The following is a 17,645-nucleotide window of genomic DNA, read 5'->3' as shown; positions in this document are numbered from 1 at the left end:
GCGTTCACGTTGCGTTCACGGCGCGCAAAGTCGCGGGGCGACGCTCGGGGCACGGAATACGGCGGATGGCGCGACGGATGCGCGACCGGAATACCGGCACGCCGGAACCCCGGAACACCTTGCGGATACGAGACCGCCCGGCTTCCCGCGGGATGCGGGCCGCCGGGCGGACGCATGAGTCGGCGTCAGGCCGCGGAATCACTGCATGAGGTTGCGCAGCACGTACTGCAGGATGCCGCCGTTGCGGTAGTAGTCCGCTTCGCCGGGCGTGTCGATGCGCACGACGGCGTCGAATTCGGTCTTCGAGCCATCGGCATGCGTGGCGGTGACGTGCACGGTCTTCGGCGTGCGGCCGGCGTTGAGCTCCTCAATGCCGTCGATGTCGTACGTTTCGGTGCCGTCGAGTCCGAGCGACGCGTAGCCTTCGCCGGCAGGGAACTGCAGCGGCAGCACGCCCATGCCGATGAGATTGCTGCGGTGGATGCGTTCGAAGCTTTCGGTGATGACGGCCTTCACGCCGAGCATGAGCGTGCCCTTGGCGGCCCAGTCGCGCGACGAGCCGGTGCCGTACTCCTTGCCGGCCAGGACGACCAGCGGCGTGCCGGCGGCCTTGTAGTTGAGCGACGCGTCGAAGATCGTGGAGGCTTCTCCGGTCGTGAAGTCGTAGGTGAAGCCGCCGGGCGTAACCTCGTTGCCGGTGGAGGCGAGCAGGAGGTTGCGCAGGCGGATGTTGCCGAACGTGCCGCGCACCATGATCTCGTGGTTGCCTCGGCGCGAACCGTAGGAGTTGAAGTTCTTCGGCTCGACGCCGCGTTCGGTCAGGTACTTGCCGGCCGGGCTGGACGCCTTGAACGCGCCCGCCGGGGAGATGTGGTCGGTGGTCACGGAGTCGCCGAGCAGGGCGAGCACGCGGGCGCCGTGGATGTCCGAAACCGGGTCGGGCGTGGCCTTCATGCCGTCGAAGAACGTCTGACGGCGCACGTACGTGGACTTCGGATCCCATTGGAACAGTTCGCCTTCGGGCACGTCGAGGCCCTTCCAGCGATGGTCGCCCTCGAACACGGAGGCGTAGTCCTTGAGGAACATCTCGCGGCTGACGGTGCCGTCGACCACGGCGGCGACCTCCTCGTTGGTCGGCCAGATGTCCTTGAGGTACACGTCGTTGCCGTCCGGGTCCTGGCTGAGCGGCTGGGTCGCGAAGTCGAAGTCCATCGTGCCGGCGAGCGCGTAGGCGATGACGAGCGGCGGCGAGGCGAGGTAGTTCATCTTGACGTCGGGGCTGATGCGGCCTTCGAAGTTGCGGTTGCCGCTCAGCACGGCGGTGACGGTCATGTCGTTCGCGTTGATCGCCTCGCTGATTTCCGGCAGCAGCGGGCCGGAGTTGCCGATGCAGGTGGCGCAGCCGAAGCCGACGAGCTGGTAGCCGAGACGGTCGAGATCGTCCTGGAGGCCGGCGGTCTTGAGATAGTCGGCGACGACCTGGGAGCCGGGGGCGAGCGAGGTCTTGACCCACGGCTTGGGGCTGAGGCCCTTCGCGACCGCGTTGCGGGCGATGAGGCCGGCGGCGATCATGACGGACGGGTTGGACGTGTTCGTGCAGGACGTGATGGAAGCGATCGCCACGTCGCCGTTGGTGAGCGTGAAGTCGCCGCGGAAGTCGGTGGAGACGGCGACCGGTTCCTTCACGGTCTTTTCGGTTTCGTACGCGGGCAGCGTGTCCTCGAACGTGGTCTTGGATTCGGACAGTTTGATGCGGTCCTGCGGGCGCTTCGGGCCGGCGATGGACGGCACGACGGTGGACAGGTCGAGTTCCTCGTATTCGGAGTACTGCGGTTCGACGTAGTCCGGGTCGGAGGCGTCGCCCCAGAGATGATTGGCCTTCGCGTAGGCTTCGACGAGCGCGACCTGCTCGTCGGAGCGGCCGGTGAGCTTCAGGTAGTCGAGCGTGACCTGGTCGATCGGGAAGATGCCGCAGGTGGAGCCGAATTCGGGGCTCATGTTGCCGATGGTGGCGCGGTTGGCGAGCGGCACGGAGGCGATGCCGTCGCCGTAGAATTCGACGAACTTGCCGACGACGCCGTGCTTGCGCAACATGTCGGTGATGGTGAGGACCACGTCGGTGGCGGTGACGCCTTCGGGGATGGTGCCGGTGAGCTTGAAGCCGACGACGCGAGGCACGAGCATGGAGATCGGCTGGCCGAGCATGGCGGCCTCGGCTTCGATGCCGCCGACGCCCCAGCCGAGCACGCCGAGGCCGTTTTCGGTGGTGGTGTGCGAGTCGGTGCCGACGCACGAGTCGAGGTAGGCGAGCTGGCGGCCGCGCTCCCCCGCCTTCGTCATGATGACCTTGGCGAGGTATTCGATGTTGACCTGGTGGATGATGCCGGTTCCCGGCGGCACGACGCGGAAGTTGCGGAACGCCTGCTGGCCCCAGCGCAGGAACTGGTAGCGTTCGCCGTTGCGCTGGTATTCGATGTCCATGTTCTGCTCGACGGCGTCGGCGACGCCGTACTTGTCGATCTGCACGGAGTGGTCGATGACCATGTCGGACTGGACCTGCGGGTTGATGACCTCGGGGTCGCCGCCGAGCTGCTTGACGGCGTCGCGCATGGTGGCGAGGTCGACGATGCACGGCACGCCGGTGAAGTCCTGCATGACGACGCGGCTCGGCGTGAACTGGATCTCGTGGCTCGGTTCGGCGTTCGGATCCCAGTCGAGCAGCGCCCTGACGTGCGCGTCGGTGATGTTGGCGCCGTCGATGTTGCGCACGAGGTTCTCGACCAGCACCTTGAGCGAGTACGGCAGATGGTCGATGCCGGGCAGGTCGGCGATCGAATAATAGTCATAGTCCTTGCCGTTCACGCTGAGCGTGGACAGCTGGTCGTCGCGTACGGACATGCTTTCCTCCGGCTTCTTAGGACTGTAATCGGTAACGACGCCGATTATCTGCCCCTCACAATACCGGCATGTTACCGCGGCTCTGGCGTGTCGACTTGCTATGTGAGATAATCCGCTCCCCCGCCGCCGCGGTCAGATGGCACAACGCGAACAGCACGGCGGCGATCAGCAGCGCGGCGCCGGTGGCGACGACCTCGCGCCCGGAAGGCGCTTCGAGCGCGAAGAAGTCCGCGACGAACGGGATCAGCATGCCGATCACGCCGGCCGCGGCGAACACGGCGACGAGGACGCCGCGCCACGAGTTCAGCGGCCGGGCCACGCGGGCGAGCACCAGCACGCCGAGCACGAACACGATGATCGCGTTCGTGGCGCGCAGTTCGGCCAGATCGGCCGCATCGGCCACGTTCCAGCCCATGACCGGAGGCAGGATCCACGACGAGCACAGCACCGCCAACGCGATCGCCGTGCCGCCGGGCAGCGCGAAGCGTACGACCCTCCTCAGGAAACCGGGCAGGTAGCGGCGCGTGTTGGGCGCGAGCGCGAGGATGAACGCGGGCGCGCCGATCGTCAATGCGCCGATGTACGTGATGTGCCGGGGCAGGTACGGGAACGGGATACCGGTGAGCACCACGCCGAGCGAGATGAGCGCGGAATACACGGTTTTGACGAGGAACAGGCTGGCGACGCGTTCCATGTTGGCCATGACCTGCCGGCCGCGCGCGACCACGTCGGGCAGGTGGCTGAACTTCGAATCCACGAGCACCACTTGGGCGACGGCCTTGGTGGCGGGCGCCGCGTTGCCCATCGCGATGCCGAGGTCGGCCTCCTTGATGGCGAGCGCGTCGTTGACGCCGTCGCCGGTCATCGCGACGACGTGCCCGCCCAGGTGCAGGGCCTGGACGATGGCTTTTTTCTGGTCGGGCAGGACGCGGCCGAGCACGTCGACGCCGTCGAGCGTGCGGGCGAGTTCGTCGAGGTCGTCCGGCAGTTGCCGCGCGTCCATCGCGACGGGCGTGCGGTCGCCGGTGAGCCTGACCTTGGCGGCGATCGCGCCGACGGTGACGGGGTTGTCGCCGGAGATGATGCGGCAGCGCACGCCCTGCTCGCAGAACCATGCGAGCGTGGCTTCGGCGTCGGCGCGGATCCGTTCCGCGCACAGCACCAGCGCCACCGGCCTGGCCTGCGCGTTCACCACCATCATCTCCTCGGCTCCCTCGGCCGAGGGAGCTGGCACGGCCGTAGGCCGTGACTGAGGGAGCGTACACCCGGCCACCTCTGAAGCAACGTCATCCCTTCCGACGCTCCCCCAGTCAGCTTCGCTGACAGCCCGTCCCGCAATTACGGACGGGCTTTGCCCGACGTCATATGGCTCACTGTCGTTCGCTCCTCGCCTAAAAACGCCTCCGGCGTTTTCTTCACGGCTCAGCCCAGCCGAGGGGGCCGAGACTATCTCATCCTTCGCGGTCGCGCACGCGATCATAAGCACGCGGTTGCCGTCCTTGGCGAGCGCGTTCACCCGTGCGAGCACGCTCGCGTAATCTCCGTCGAGCGCGCTCAGCAATACTTCCGGCGCGCCCATGATCCATGTCGCGCCGGCATCGTCGGTGATCGAGCTCCATTTGCGCGCGCTCGAGAACGGCACGCGTGCCGCGACCGTGCCGGCGGCGAATCCTTCCGCGCGCAGCCCGGCGAGCACCGCCTGTCCGGTGCCGTTCGGCTGCTCCTCGTTCGCGAGGTCGTACAATGCCTGTTTCACGGCGTGTTCGTCGCCGTTGCCGTCCAGCATCTCCAATCGTCCGTATGCGATGCCGCCGTCGGTGACGGTGCCGGTCTTGTCGAGGTTCAGGCAGTCCACGCGGGCCAGCGTCTCCACCGATTCGAGTTCCTGCACGAGCGTGTCGTGCCGGGCGAGGCGCATGGCGGCGATCGCGAAGTTCAGCGAGGTGAGCAGCACGAGTCCTTCGGGGATCATGCCGACCACGCCGGCCACGGCGGAGACGACCGCCTGCCGCCATGCGCCGGTCGATACGGCCGCGTTCCAGCCGCCGACCGCGTCGATCTGCGAGACGATGAGCAGCACGCACAGCGGCACGACGAGGAACGTCATGAACTTGAGGATCGTGTTGATGCCCTTGTTGAGGTCGGACACGGTTTTCTTGTACACCTTCGCCTGCGCGGTGAGCGTGGCAGCGTAGCCGTGTTCGCCGACCGCGACGACGCGTGTCAGTGCCATGCCGGAGACGACGGTCGACCCGGAGTATGCGGTGTCGCCCGGTTTCTTGCGCACGGTGCGCGATTCGCCGGTGAGCATCGACTCGTCGAGTTCGAGCCCGTACGTGTCCACGACCGTGGCGTCGGCCGGCACCTGGTCGCCGGATCGCAGCCACAGCAGGTCGTCGAGCACGATCCCGTCGTGGGCGACGGTGACGTCCCGCCCGCCACGGCGGACGATGTAGTCCGCGGCGACGAGGATGGACAGCTTGTCGAGGGTGCGTTTGGCCTTAAGCTCGGTGACGATGCCGATGCCGGTGTTGATGATGATGACGAAGCCGAAGACCGCGTCCTTCCATGAGCCGGTGGCGAGCACCATCGCCATCGCGGCGAGGATGATGCCGTTGAACAGGGTGAACACGTTGGCTCGTACGATGTCGGCCACGGACCGCGACGTGGAGGTCTTCACCGTGTTGGCGCGCCCGTCGGCGACGCGTGCGGCGACCTCGGCGTCGGTGAGGCCGGTTTCGGATGTCTGCGGCATGGAAGGACTCGCGCTCATGGGCACCAGCCTACCGCGCATGCGCGTCCGCGCACTCATTCCACGGACGGATGCCGATGCCGTCCGCCGGGCGAACGGCACGATGTATTACGGCCGGTTCAGTTCGGCGGCGTTGACGGTCGAGACCATGATCTCGCGGTCATGGGGCTTGTCGTCCATGATGTCGGCGAGCACCTGCGTGATGGGCTGCGCGTCCGTGGCCCGGTCATTGATCGTGAGCGTGGCGGCGAACAGCGTGTCGTCGTCCGGCGGGTTGACGGGGTCGAGCAGGGCGACGGGGATGCCGGTGCCGCGCGCCTGGCGTAGTACCGCGTCCCACTGGTCCGCGTTGGCGTCGTTCACGTCGATCATGTCGATCACGATGACGGTGGCGCGACGGTCGATCATGTCGGACACGCCCCGTCGTGCGGCCGCGTCCGGATCGTCGGCGCCTTCGACGGACGAGTATGCGGCGTCGACGCCGGACACGTCGAAAGCGTCCAGGGCGAGCCGTTCGACGTCGACGCCGTTCGCGGAGCCGATCAGTCCGATGAGCATGTCCTGCTTGATCGTGCCGATGTGCGCGACTTCGGGATCGCTGTCCTGCGTGTCGCCGACGGCGCGGCCCGCCGGCTCGCATGCAGCCAAGGTCAGGCATGCGGCCGTGCAGGCCAGTACGGACGTGGCGCGGCAAAACAGGCTGCGGCTCATGTGGTCGGCTCCCCTCAGGCGCGGCGGAACAGGGCCACCGTTTCGACGTGGTGGGTCATCGGGTAGATGTCGAACGCGCGCACGTCGGCGAGTTCGTAGCCGAGTTCGCGCAGCGTGCCGGCGTCGCGGCCGAGGCTGGTCGGATCGCAGGCGATGTAGATGATCGACCGGGCCTCGGATGCGGCCATCTGCCGGCAGACCTTGGCGCGCGCTCCCGCACGCGGCGGGTCGAGCACGATGAGATCGGGGTGCGACAGATGCGCGGGCACGTTGGCGAGGGTCTTCGCCACGTCGCCGCAGCGCGCGTCCACGTCCGTGAGGTTCATGTGGCGCAGGTTGCGTTGCGCGCTGGCGACGGCCGTGCGGCCGCCTTCGACGCTGAGCATGCGTGTGCGCGGGGTGACGAGCGTGGCCAACGGCAGCGTGAACAGTCCGGATCCGGAGTACAGGTCCCAGATGCAGGCGGACGGCTTGTCGCCGATCTCACGTCGGGCGAGGTCGATGACGTGGTTCGGCAGGGCGAGCGGAGCCTGCCGGTGGATCTGCCAGAAGCCGTTCGCGTCGACCGTGTATTCGAAGGTCGTGCCGGCGATGTCGGCGCGTTCGACGAGGCGGCGTGCACCGGAGCGCAGTTCGCCATCGACGAGCACGGCGTAGTCGCCGGAGTCGGCGGGAGCGGCGCCGTCGCGCGGTTCGGGCACGGACAGGCGGATCTGCGAGCCGGGTTCGAAGCCGCCGTCCCAGACGTGTTCGGCGTCGGCCACGGCAAGCAGGGACTTCGTGGCGAGCGGCATCGTGTCGAGCGGCACGCGGACGTGGGAGCCTCGGCGGCGCATCGACGGCCGGCCGTTGTCGTCGGCGATCATCTCGATGCGCGTGCGCCAGTGGAATCCGCCGAGCGTTTCGTCGCCGTCCATGCGTTCGATCGGCACGTTCACGTCGATATGGCCGAGCCGGCTGAGCTGTTCGGACACGGTGACGGCCTTCCATCGCAGCTGTCCGGTAAGGCTCACATGCACCAGGTCGGCGCCGCCGACGCCGCCGCCCATCGCGAGCGGTCCGGCGAGCGGCCATGCGGGAGGCACACGGTCCTCGCTCGCCTCGATGACTTCGGTGACCTCGCCGGTCCAGAACCGGTCGTCACGGTCGTGCGGCTCGTCCAGGGTGACGCGCACGAGCTCGCCGGGCAGGGCGAACCGCACGAATACGACGCGTCCGTCGATGTGACCGACGCAACGGCCCTGGTCGGCGTAACGTTCGATGCGCACCTGAACGTCCATCAGTCTGTCTCCTTCTGCAATGTCTGGGCGGCGGCCTTGTGACGGTGCAACGGGGTGGCGATGATCAGGTACGACACCCAGATCGCCAGCGCCCAGAACGGGATGCCCATGAGCAGGCGTGCGGTGCCGAGCAACGCGACATGGTCGGTCAGGTACAGCGGCACCTGCACGAGCAGGCGCAGCGCGAACACGCCGATCCACAATGCGGTCACGATCATGTACGCGCGTTTGAGCTCACGGTCGTGCATCCAATCGTCGAACCATGCCTTGAAATGCTCGGTGGGCAGGGACCGGATGAATTCGATCATCAGGCCGAGTCCGGGCACGCGCACGATCAGCGACAGGGTGAGCAGCACCAGGTACACGGCGTTCGAGATGAAGCCGAACATGTAGTAGTTGCGCGCCTCATGGCTTTTCCATGCCCAGATCAGGCAGATGCCCACGGCGATCAGGCCGCTGAGCGCGCCCATCACCGACTGGCGTTGCAGCAGGCGCACGACGACCTGGATCACGGCCAGCGCGGCGGACACGCCGATCGTGAGGTTCAGGTTGCTGGTGACGACGAACATCACGACGAACACGACGCCGGGCAGCATCGATTCGACCACGCCGCGCGGGCCGCCGATCGCGTCGATGACGGAGAAATCGCCGTCGCCCGCCGAAGCGAGCGACGCCATGCCCCGTTTGTTGCGTTCCGGTTCGCTCATCGGCTAGCGGACTTCGGAGAACATCGGGCCGCGCGACAGCGTGGTCTTGACCTCGACCTGCTGATCGGAGTCGAACGGGCCTTCCGGCTTGTCCGGAATGTCCTTGAGATGCTCCTTGCCGGCGGTCTCGCCTTCGGCGGCGGCCTTGGCGGCCTTGCGTTCGGCCGGGGCGACCGGCGCGTGCATGGGGATCAGGTCGCGCGGTGCGAGCGGCTCCTCGCCGCGATCCACGACGACGTCGGCGAAGAAGTGGTTGAGCGCCACGGTTTCCGGGTCGGCCGGCAGCACCGCGGCCTTGCCGGAGAAGATGCCGCGCAGCATCCAGCGCGGGCCGTCGACGCCGACGATGCGGGTTTCGAACACCTTGCCACCCTTGAGCTGGACGGGCAGGCGGACCTCGGTGCCGAACACGCCCGGCTGTTCGGTCGCGTTCGCGTTGGCTTCGAGCAGGTCGGCGCGCATGTCGTCCCACAGGCCGCTGCTCTTGGGCGCGGCGAACGCCTCGATCTCGAGGCTGGACGAACCGTAGGTGATGGTCGCGCCGAGGATCTGCTGAGTGGCGCGGCTGGCCTTGAGGCGCAGCATCAGGCCCTGCAGGTACGGCAGGTAGTAGGCGCCGAGATCAAGGTGCATGTCGTAGTCGATGAGGTTCTCGTCGTTGACGTCCCACGGGCCGTATTCCTCGCCGCGGCCCTCGTATTCGCTGACGGCCTCGCTCGGGTAGTGCGGCTCGGCGGCCTCGGCCTGCGCGTCGTCGCCGGCCTGCGCGGCGGTCTCGTCCTTGTTCTCGGCCTTGGCCTCAGCGGCGTCCTCGTCCTGATGCTTCTTCTTGCCGAATCCAAACAGTCCCATTGGTGTTCCTCGTTTCGTTATGCGGTTGCAACCTCGACTAGCGTAGCACCACGCCTTGTGATTGGCTGGGAGCATGCGGATAAGGCCGGACGCGCGCAGGGCACTGGTGAGCGAAGCTCACACCTCATATGACGAACAGTCCGGTGAACTGTTCGTAGCCGTGCGCATCAGCGCACGCGCAGGGCATTGGTGAGCGAAGCTCACACCTCATATGTGATCGTCAGCGGCGCATGGTCGGACCAGCGGGCGTCGTAGGTCGGCGCCTTGTCGATCACGAACCCGCGCGCGGTCTCGGCGAGCTCCGGCGTGGCGAACTGGTAGTCGATGCGCCAGCCGACGTTGTTGTCGAAGGCGCGCCCGCGCTGGCTCCACCACGTGTACGGTCCCTGGATGTCGCCGGCGAGGTCGCGCATCACGTCCAAGAACTCGTATTCGTCCAGCCAGCGGTCCACGTAGGCCCGTTCCTCGGGCAGGAAGCCGGCGTGCTTCTCGTTGGCCTTCGCGTTCTTGATGTCGAGCGGCGTGTGCGCGATGTTGAAATCACCGCACAGCACGGCCTGCTTGCCGCCGCGCGCGGCCTCGTCGCGCAACTGGCCCATGCGCACGAGCATGGTGTCCAGGAAACGGTACTTCTGTTCCATCTTGACCGGATCGTCGACGTTGCCGGCGTGCACGTACACGCATGCGACGGTGATCTCATAGCCTTGCGGCGTGCGGATGTCCGCTTCGATCCAACGGCCCGAGTCCACGTCCTCGTCCAGTCCCGGCAGCCCGTAGCGGCGGTCGACGACCGGCAGGTCGCTCAGCAGCGCCACGCCGGCGCGTCCCTTGACGCGGCAGATCTCGTTCATCGCGGTCAGTTCGCCCGGGTCCGTCACGGCGCCGGCGGTGGCGTATTCGAAGCCGAGACCGCCGACGATGCGGTCGATGTCGGGCTGCGGGGCGCGTACCTCCTGCATGCACCAGATGCTGGGGGTGTTGCGGCCGGCCCAGTCGGCGATGCCCTTGCGCTCGGCCGCGCGGATGCCGTTCACGTTCGATGTGGTGATGGTGATGGTCATGGCGTCCACTATACAAAAAGGCTCCCCTCGTCTGAGGGGAGCCGGGAAATCAGGACGGGACTCAGTCCAGGCCGAGCTGGAGCTTGCCGCCCGGGATCGCGTCGAGCAGATCCTTGGTGTACTGCATCTTCGGATGCGCGAACACCTCGTCGGTGGTGGCGTGCTCTACGAGCTTGCCGTGCTGCATCACCACGACCTCGTCGGCGATCTGGCGGACGACGGCCAGATCGTGGGTGATGAACAGGTAGCTCAGGCCCTGTTCGGCCTGCAGGTCGTTGAGCAGGTGCAGCACCTGGTCCTGCACGAGCACGTCGAGGGCGGACACGGCCTCGTCGCAGACGATCACGTCCGGATTGAGGGCCATGGCTCGCGCGATGGCGATGCGCTGGCGCTGGCCGCCGGACAGCTCGTTCGGGTAGCGGGTCATGACGGATTCCGGCATCTCGACCATGTCGAGCAGCTCGCGCACGCGCTTCTGACGGCTCTTCGTGTCGCCGATCTTGTGGATGCGCAGCGGCTCCTCGATCGAACGGTAGATCGAGTACATCGGGTCGAGCGAGCCGTACGGGTTCTGGAACACCGGCTGGACGTGACGGCGGAAGTCGAGCAGCTCCTTGCCCTTGAAGCCGGAGATGTCCTTGCCTTCGTAGGTCACGGTGCCGGCGGTCGGCTCGAGGAGCTTGAGGACCATGTTTGCCACGGTGGACTTGCCCGAACCGGACTCGCCCACGATGGCCAGCGTGGAGCCGCGCTTGACGGAGAACGAGACGTCGTCGACGGCCTTGAACATCTCCTTCTTACGCGGGAGCTTGAACTCCTTGGTGAGGTGTTCGACGGTGATGATGTTCTCGCTCTTCTCGAGCTTGTCCTCGCCGACGATGTGGTGCTCGAGCAGGGCGTCGGCGTTCTCGCCGCGCTGGTGCGCGGAGATGATACGCTGCGAGGCGAGCGACGGGGCGGCGGCCACGAGACGCTTGGTGTACGGGTGCTGCGGGTGCTGGAGCACTTCGAGCGACGGGCCGGATTCGACGACCTGACCCTTGTACATCACGACGATGTGCTGGGCGCGTTCGGCGGCCAGGCCCAGGTCGTGGGTGATGAACAGCACGGCGGTTCCCAGCGAGTCGGTCAGGTAGTGCAGGTGGTCGAGGATCTTCTTCTGCACGGTGACGTCCAGCGCGGAGGTCGGCTCGTCGGCGATGAGCAGCTCCGGGCGGCACGCCAGGCCGATGGCGATGAGCGCGCGCTGGCGCATGCCGCCGGAGAACTCGTGCGGGTACTGGCGGGCGCGGGTGGCCGCATCGGGCAGGCCGGCTTCGGACAGCAGGCCGGCGATGCGGTCGTTGAGCGTGGAGCCGGTGACGTACTTCTTGGCGATGACCCAGGCGTCGTCGTCCTTCACGCCGGCCTTGATGAGATCGTCGGCCACGCGCCAGCGGGTTTCGGAGCCCGGAACCCACTCGTCCTTGAACGCCTTCATGAACTCGTCGGCACGGTCGCCGGTCACGCCGATCTTGGCCAGCGCGTCCTTGGCGGCGTCGAGCAGCGCGGGCAGTTCCGCGGAGCCGATGAAGGTTTCGTCGTCGTTGGTCTTGACCGCGACCTCGTCGCCGGCCAGCGCCTTGGCGAGGGCGGAGCGCTTCTCGTGCGCGACGTCCATGCCGTTGGCCTTGAGCGCCTCCTTGACCTGGGTGCCGATGCGGTACACCGGGTTGAGGTTGCTCATCGGGTCCTGCGGGACGAGGCCCATCTTGGTGCCGCGCAGCTTGTCGAACTCCTTGGGCTTGAGGCCGGAGATCTCCTGGCCGTCGAGCTTGATGGAGCCGCCGACGACCTTGCCGGTGCCCGGCAGCAGGCCGAGCACGGCCATGGCGGACGTGGACTTGCCGGAACCGGACTCGCCCACGATGGCCACCCACTGGCCCGGGTAGACGCTGAAGGAGGAGTCGCGCACGGCGTGCACGGCACGCTTGTCGTCGGTGGTGAAGTCGACCTTGAGGTCCTTGACCTCGAGCAGCGGGCCCTGGGCCTTCTGCATGGCAAGGAGCTTTTCGTTGACGTTATTGGTTTCCATGTCGTTTATCCTTCACGCTCAGGCGGTACGGCTCTTCGGATCGAGCGCGTCCTTGACCGCGTCGCCCATCATGATGAAGCTCAGCACGGTGATGGCCAGTGCCACGGACGGGTAGAACAGCACCATCGGGTTGGTCATCAGGTTGGTCTGGGCCTGGGAGATGTCGCCGCCCCAGCTGACGGTGGTGGTCGGCAGGCCGATGCCGAGGAAGCTCAGCGTAGCCTCGGACACGATGTAGGAGCCGAGGGAGGTGGTGCCGATCACGATGATCGGGGCCATCGCGTTGGGGATGATGTGGCTGAACAGGTTGCGCATCGGCGTGGAGCCGAGCGCGGTGGACGCGGTGTTGAACTCGAGGTTCTTGGCCTCCATGACCGAGCCGCGGGCGATACGCGCGGTGGACACCCAGCCGAACAGGGCGAGCACGAGCACGACCTTCCAGATCGAGCTGGAGGTGCGGAACATCTGCAGCACGACGATGGCGCCGAGCAGGAACGGGATGGAGTAGAAGATGTCGATGATACGGCTCAGCAGGGCGTCGACCCAGCCGCCGAAGAAGCCGGCGACCGCGCCGATGAGCGTGCCGACGAGCACGACGATCAGCGTGGACAGGATGCCGACGGACAGCGAGGTTCGGGTGCCGTACACGGTGCGGGCGAACACGTCGCAGCCCTGGAAGTCGTAGCCGAACGGGTGGCCGGCCTCCGGGTCGCCGAGCGAGTTGTCGAGGTTGCAGTAGTTCGGGTCGATCTTCGTGAACACGCCCGGGAACAGGGCGACGAACACGATGAAGATGATGAGCAGGCCCGAGACGATGAACAGCGGGTTCTTGCGCAGCGTGCGCCACGCGTCGGCCCACATGCTGGTGGCCGGGGCGGATTCGTCGACCTTGTCGACGTCCTGCAGCGGGGTCTCCTCGATCGGGGCGACGTAGCGTTCCTGGCCGGGCAGCGTTTCGGCCGCGGGGAAAGTGTTGGTCGTGTCAGTCATGAGTTCTCCTCCCCCACGATCAGGCGTAACGGATACGCGGGTCAAGCGCCGCGTACAGCAGGTCGACGAGCAGGTTGCAGATCACGAAGATCAGCAGCAGCAGGGTGACGATGGAGACCACGAGGTTGCCTTCGCCCTTGAGAATGCTCTGGTAGGTCAGGAAGCCGACGCCGTGGATGTTGAAGATCTGCTCGGAGATCATCGCGCCGCCCATGAGCGCGCCGAGATCCTGGCCGAGGTAGGTGACGACCGGGATCAGCGAGTTGCGCAGGACGTGGCGGACCATGACGGAGCCGTTGCTCATGCCCTTGGCGCGCGCGGTGCGCACGTAGTCCTCGGCGATGTTCGAGGAGATTTCGGAACGCGCGAGGCGGATGATGTAGGCCATGGAGACCGAGCCGAGGACCATCGCGGGGAACAGCAGGTCGAAGAAGCCCGGGTCGGAGCCGGCGGTCACGGGGATGATGCTCCATTCGACGCCGAGGAAGTACTGGCCGGCGAAGCCGGTCACGAAGGTCGGCACGGAGATGAGCAGCAGGGAGATGAGCAGGATGACGGTGTCATACCACTTGCCCTTGTTCAGGCCGGAGATGATGCCGAAGATGATGCCGAAGATCGCTTCGAAGCAGAAGGCCATGATGCCAAGCCTGATGGTCACCGGGAACGCGCGTGCGATCTCGTCGATGACCGGCTGTCCGGCGAAGGTGTTGCCGAAGTCCAGCGTGAGCGCGTTCTTGAGGAACAGCAGGTACTGGATGATGAACGGCTTGTCGAGGTTGTATTCGGCGCGGATCTGGGCGGCGACCGCTTCATTGACCGGCTTGTCACCGAACATCGCCTTGACCGGATCGCCCGGCAACGCGAAGACGAGTGCATAGACCAGCAGCGTCGCGCCGAGAACCACGGGGATCATCTGCAGAATACGGCGCAGAAGATATTTGCCCATCGGTTTCTCCTTGATTCTTTGACCGGCCGGCTTTCGGGACACGCGCAGAAATGGGTACGCGAAAACGCTCGGCCGGTCGCTAAGTACCTCGTTAGTCTACCCCATTGATTGACCTGAATGTTTCGTAAGGATGACGTGAAGATGAAAAAGACCGTTTTCGCATACGAAAAACGGGGAACGGAATCGCTTCCGTTCCCCGTCTCACTACTTGGTCAGTTCGACCGTTCGATCAGCGAGATCACTCCGACTTGAGGGTGATGTTCTCGTACATCGGGACGTTCTGCCAGTTGAGCTCCAGGCCCTCGACGTTCAGCGAGGCGACCGCGACGGCGTTGGAGTAGTACAGCGGGATGGACGGCAGGTCGTTGAGCAGGATCTCCTGAGCCTGCTGGTAGATCTTGTTCGCATCCTCGGTGGAGGTGGCGGCGTACGCCTTGGTCATCAGGGCGTCGAACTCCTTGTTCTTGTAGTCGCCGTCGTTCGAGCCCTTGCCGTCGGCAGCGGCCGAATCATACAGCTGGTACAGGAAGTTCTCGGCGGACGGGTAGTCCGGCTGCCAGCCGGTACGGAACGCGCCCTTGATCTGACGCTCGGTGACGGCGTTACGGAACTCCTGGAAGGTCGGCATCGGGTTGGTGGCCACGTCGATGCCCAGGTTGTTCTTCAGCTGGTTGACGATGGCGTCGTAAATCGGCTTGGCACCGCCGTCGGCGTTGTACGCGAAGGTGAGCTGGCCGTCGTACTTGGAGATCTTGTCGGCCTTGGCCCACAGCTCCTTGGCAGCCGCGGCGTCGAACTTCAGGTTGTCAACGCCCTTGAGGGAGTCGGAGTAGCCCGGGATCAGCGGGGAGGTGAAGTCGACGGCCGGGGTGCCGATGCCGTTGAGGACCTTGTCGGTCAGCTGCTCGCGGTTGATGGCCTTGGAGATGGCCTGGCGGCGCAGCTGGCCTTCCTCGGTGGTCACGTCGAAGTGCTCGAGGTTGGACGGGATGGTGAAGGTCTGGGAGACGGAGCCGGCCTTGTTGTAGGCCTGCAGCTTCTTGTTCTTCTCGAAGGTCTTGGTGGCGGAGGCCGGGACGGACTGCATCACGTTCAGGTTGCCGGACTGGACGTCGGCGTACTGCGCGTCGTCATCGGTGTAGATCTTGAAGGTGATGCCGTCGTTCTTGGCGGCGTCGTTGCCCTTGTAGTCGTCGTTCTTGACGATCTTGATCGTCTTGTTGTGGTCCCAAGACTCGAACTTATACGGGCCGTTGCCGACCGGGTTCTCGCCGAAGGCCTTCGGATCCTTGTAGAAGGATTCCGGCAGCGGGGCGAACGCGGAGTAGCCGACCTTGATCGGGAAGGTCGCGTCGGGCTGGTTCAGGTCGACGACGAAGGTGGTGTCGTCCTTGACCGTCAGGCCGGACAGCTGCTCGTCGCCCTTGAGCTTGTCGGCGTTCTGCAGCTCGTCGAAGCCCTTGATGGTCGAGAAGAAGGAGGAGGACTTCTGCGCGTTCTTCGCGTTCGCGCCGTAGGACCAAGCCTTGGTGAAGGACTCGGAGGTGACCGGCGTGCCGTCGGTGAACTTCCAACCGGACTTCAGCTTGATCGTGTACTGGGAGGCGTCGCTGTTCGGGGTGATGGACTCGGCGACCTCGTTCTGCGCGTTGCCCTTGGCGTCGAAGGACACCAGACGGGAGAACAGCAGGTCGATGACCACGCCGCCGCCGGTCTCGTTGGTGTTGGTCGGAACCAGCGGGTTCTGCGGTTCGGAATCACCGGCGGTGATGATCATCTTGCCGCCGTTGGCGGTGTTGTTGGCAGCGTTGTTGGAGGAGCCGCAGCCGCCCAGCAACATGGCCAGCGAGCAGGCGGCGGCCGCGAAAGCAAGAGCTTTCTTCTTCATATGATTTCTCCTATTCATGAGGTTCGTCGCCGTTGTCGTAAACCCCGCGATACTCGTCGCGGACCTTACCGCTCGGGCGACGTATGCAAAAGGGGCTGACTTCCCGACGTGCAAGCGACACGCCGTTGCGGCCAACCCCTTTGCTGATCAATCATCATTGTGTCGCATGTGCGGGATCGATGCCAACCACCCGTCCGTAACGTGGATAACCATGGATTCTGACGGATCTATATATTTCGTCAACACCGTTTACCCTAGGAATTCCAAGGTTTTTCCAAACTTTCGGAGGTACGCGGCGTTGCCGGAAAGAACTGTCAGCCGAACGAAAGTCATCATTCGTGTTACGTCCACGTTAACTCTCCGCAGGCATATCGGCGCAATGTCTCATCCTTCGCACCCTTCCGTCTCCCCGGTCAGGGAAAACGTCACGAAGTGACTGAGAGATAGTCATGCCCTCGGAAACGCCTGCTCGTACCGGGACTTGAGCTGATCGATCGACACATGCGTGTACCGCTGCGTGGTCTTCAGCGAGGAATGGCCGAGCATCTCCTGCACCTCGCGAAGGTCCGCTCCCCCGTCGAGCAGATGCGTGGCCGCGCTGTGGCGCAGGGCGTGCGGGCTGATGTCGGGCACGCCGGCCGCCTGCGCATGGCGGTGCACCACACCGCGCACGATCCGCTGGTCGATGCGCGCGCCGCGGACGCCCACGAACAGCGCTTCGCCGTCATCCGCCGCCCCCCTGCCGCAGGAGGCCAGCAGCGGACGACCGTCGGCAAGCCAGTCGCGCAGCGCCTTCGCCGCAGGACCGCCGAACGGCACCACCCGCTGCTTGTTCCCCTTGCCGGTGACCTTCACCGTCCGGTTCGAGAAATCCACGTCGCGGATATCCGTCCCGACGAGTTCGGCCACGCGGATGCCGGTCGCATACAGCAGCTCCAGCATCGCCGCGTCGCGCAACGCGACCGCACGGGCCTTGTCGTCTTTGTCGGCGCGGCCGTCGCGGCCGTCGCGGTCATGCCGGCCCTGGTCGGCGTGTGTCCTGCGTTCCGCCGCTCCCTGCGGCCGTCGCGCGTCGTCGTCGACCTCGTCCATCAGCCGTTCGGCCTGCGCCTCGGTGAGCACGGCCGGCAGCGTGTCGGGAATCTTCGGTGTCATGAGCACGGCCGCCGGGTCGGCCGGTATCAGATCGTGGTCATGCGCCCACGAGAAGAACCCCCGCACGGCCACGACCTTGCGGGCCATGCTGGAACGGGCATGCGTGCGCGACTCGTGCGCCATCCACGAACGCAGGTCGTCGGTGGTGATCTCGTCGGGCGCGCGCACGCCGCGCAGTTCCAGTACGTGCAGGCATTCGCCCACATCGGTGCGATACGCCTTCAGCGTATTCGCGCTCAACCCGCGGTTGGCCTTGAGAAAGGCGAGAAAACCGGCCAGCGCATCATCGAACGTCACGTTCCGCCTCCCCTGTCGCCATACCGGTGTCCTT

The 17,645-nt window shown here is 65.8% G+C and carries 12 protein-coding genes; all 12 read right to left on the bottom strand.

Translation table 11 applies throughout. The annotated features are described in order from the left end of the window. Positions 1-198 precede the first annotated feature (198 nt). The 12 genes from acnA to GFD25_RS01485 all read right to left on the bottom strand — a co-directional run bounded on the left by acnA (position 199) and on the right by GFD25_RS01485 (position 17,611). Positions 199-2,898, bottom strand: a complete 2,700-nt coding sequence (gene acnA, locus GFD25_RS01540; RefSeq protein ID WP_163229257.1) for an aconitate hydratase AcnA — start codon at positions 2,896-2,898, stop codon at positions 199-201. A gap of 55 nt (positions 2,899-2,953) precedes the next feature. Then, a complete protein-coding gene (locus GFD25_RS01535; RefSeq protein ID WP_163229255.1) occupies positions 2,954-5,671 on the bottom strand; it encodes an HAD-IC family P-type ATPase in 2,718 nt (905 codons plus the stop codon). Positions 5,672-5,758: 87 nt separating this feature from the next. Next, complete coding sequence (locus GFD25_RS01530; protein ID WP_163229253.1) at positions 5,759-6,361, bottom strand: type 1 periplasmic-binding domain-containing protein; 603 nt, start codon at positions 6,359-6,361, stop codon at positions 5,759-5,761. Between the two features lie 14 nt (positions 6,362-6,375). After that, positions 6,376-7,641: a class I SAM-dependent RNA methyltransferase gene (locus tag GFD25_RS01525; RefSeq protein WP_163229251.1), complete on the bottom strand. Its 1,266-nt coding sequence runs from the start codon at positions 7,639-7,641 to the stop codon at positions 6,376-6,378. Beyond that, the gene (locus GFD25_RS01520) at positions 7,641-8,348 is read right to left on the bottom strand and encodes a DUF3159 domain-containing protein (RefSeq protein ID WP_163229249.1); all 708 of its coding nucleotides are present in this window, start codon (positions 8,346-8,348) and stop codon (positions 7,641-7,643) included. Before GFD25_RS01520 ends, GFD25_RS01525 begins: the two co-directional genes overlap by 1 nt. A gap of 3 nt (positions 8,349-8,351) precedes the next feature. After that, on the bottom strand, positions 8,352-9,200 hold the full coding sequence (locus tag GFD25_RS01515; protein WP_163229247.1) for a DUF3710 domain-containing protein: 849 nt from the start codon (positions 9,198-9,200) through the stop codon (positions 8,352-8,354). Positions 9,201-9,400: 200 nt separating this feature from the next. Further along, entirely contained in the window at positions 9,401-10,261 is an 861-nt protein-coding gene (locus GFD25_RS01510) for an exodeoxyribonuclease III (RefSeq protein ID WP_163229245.1), read from the bottom strand. Between the two features lie 61 nt (positions 10,262-10,322). Next, a complete protein-coding gene (locus tag GFD25_RS01505; RefSeq protein ID WP_163229243.1) occupies positions 10,323-12,335 on the bottom strand; it encodes a dipeptide ABC transporter ATP-binding protein in 2,013 nt (670 codons plus the stop codon). A gap of 18 nt (positions 12,336-12,353) precedes the next feature. Next, positions 12,354-13,325: an ABC transporter permease gene (locus tag GFD25_RS01500; RefSeq protein ID WP_163229241.1), complete on the bottom strand. Its 972-nt coding sequence runs from the start codon at positions 13,323-13,325 to the stop codon at positions 12,354-12,356. Positions 13,326-13,344: 19 nt separating this feature from the next. Then, complete coding sequence (locus GFD25_RS01495) at positions 13,345-14,271, bottom strand: ABC transporter permease (protein ID WP_163229238.1); 927 nt, start codon at positions 14,269-14,271, stop codon at positions 13,345-13,347. 238 nt (positions 14,272-14,509) lie between these two features. Continuing rightward, entirely contained in the window at positions 14,510-16,159 is a 1,650-nt protein-coding gene (locus GFD25_RS01490) for a peptide ABC transporter substrate-binding protein (RefSeq protein WP_163229236.1), read from the bottom strand. Positions 16,160-16,606: 447 nt separating this feature from the next. Next, positions 16,607-17,611, bottom strand: a complete 1,005-nt coding sequence (locus GFD25_RS01485) for a tyrosine recombinase (protein ID WP_163229234.1) — start codon at positions 17,609-17,611, stop codon at positions 16,607-16,609. Positions 17,612-17,645: the final 34 nt, after the last annotated feature.

Origin of the sequence: Bifidobacterium aerophilum, from assembly GCF_010667685.1 — a bacterium.
In the GTDB taxonomy this organism is placed as follows: domain Bacteria; phylum Actinomycetota; class Actinomycetes; order Actinomycetales; family Bifidobacteriaceae; genus Bifidobacterium; species Bifidobacterium aerophilum.
This window is presented reverse-complemented; position numbering and strand designations above follow the sequence as displayed.

Excerpts from the sequence above, each read along its gene's own strand:
- acnA (WP_163229257.1), bottom strand. The coding sequence starts at position 2,898 with ATGTCCGTACGCGACGACCAGCTGTCCACGCTCAGCGTGAACGGCAAG.
- GFD25_RS01505 (WP_163229243.1), bottom strand. The coding sequence starts at position 12,335 with ATGGAAACCAATAACGTCAACGAAAAGCTCCTTGCCATGCAGAAGGCC.
- GFD25_RS01510 (WP_163229245.1), bottom strand. The coding sequence starts at position 10,261 with ATGACCATCACCATCACCACATCGAACGTGAACGGCATCCGCGCGGCC.
- GFD25_RS01525 (WP_163229251.1), bottom strand. The coding sequence starts at position 7,641 with ATGGACGTTCAGGTGCGCATCGAACGTTACGCCGACCAGGGCCGTTGC.
- GFD25_RS01495 (WP_163229238.1), bottom strand. The coding sequence starts at position 14,271 with ATGGGCAAATATCTTCTGCGCCGTATTCTGCAGATGATCCCCGTGGTT.
- GFD25_RS01535 (WP_163229255.1), bottom strand. The coding sequence starts at position 5,671 with ATGAGCGCGAGTCCTTCCATGCCGCAGACATCCGAAACCGGCCTCACC.
- GFD25_RS01515 (WP_163229247.1), bottom strand. The coding sequence starts at position 9,200 with ATGGGACTGTTTGGATTCGGCAAGAAGAAGCATCAGGACGAGGACGCC.
- GFD25_RS01520 (WP_163229249.1), bottom strand. The coding sequence starts at position 8,348 with ATGAGCGAACCGGAACGCAACAAACGGGGCATGGCGTCGCTCGCTTCG.
- GFD25_RS01490 (WP_163229236.1), bottom strand. The coding sequence starts at position 16,159 with ATGAAGAAGAAAGCTCTTGCTTTCGCGGCCGCCGCCTGCTCGCTGGCC.
- GFD25_RS01500 (WP_163229241.1), bottom strand. The coding sequence starts at position 13,325 with ATGACTGACACGACCAACACTTTCCCCGCGGCCGAAACGCTGCCCGGC.
- GFD25_RS01530 (WP_163229253.1), bottom strand. The coding sequence starts at position 6,361 with ATGAGCCGCAGCCTGTTTTGCCGCGCCACGTCCGTACTGGCCTGCACG.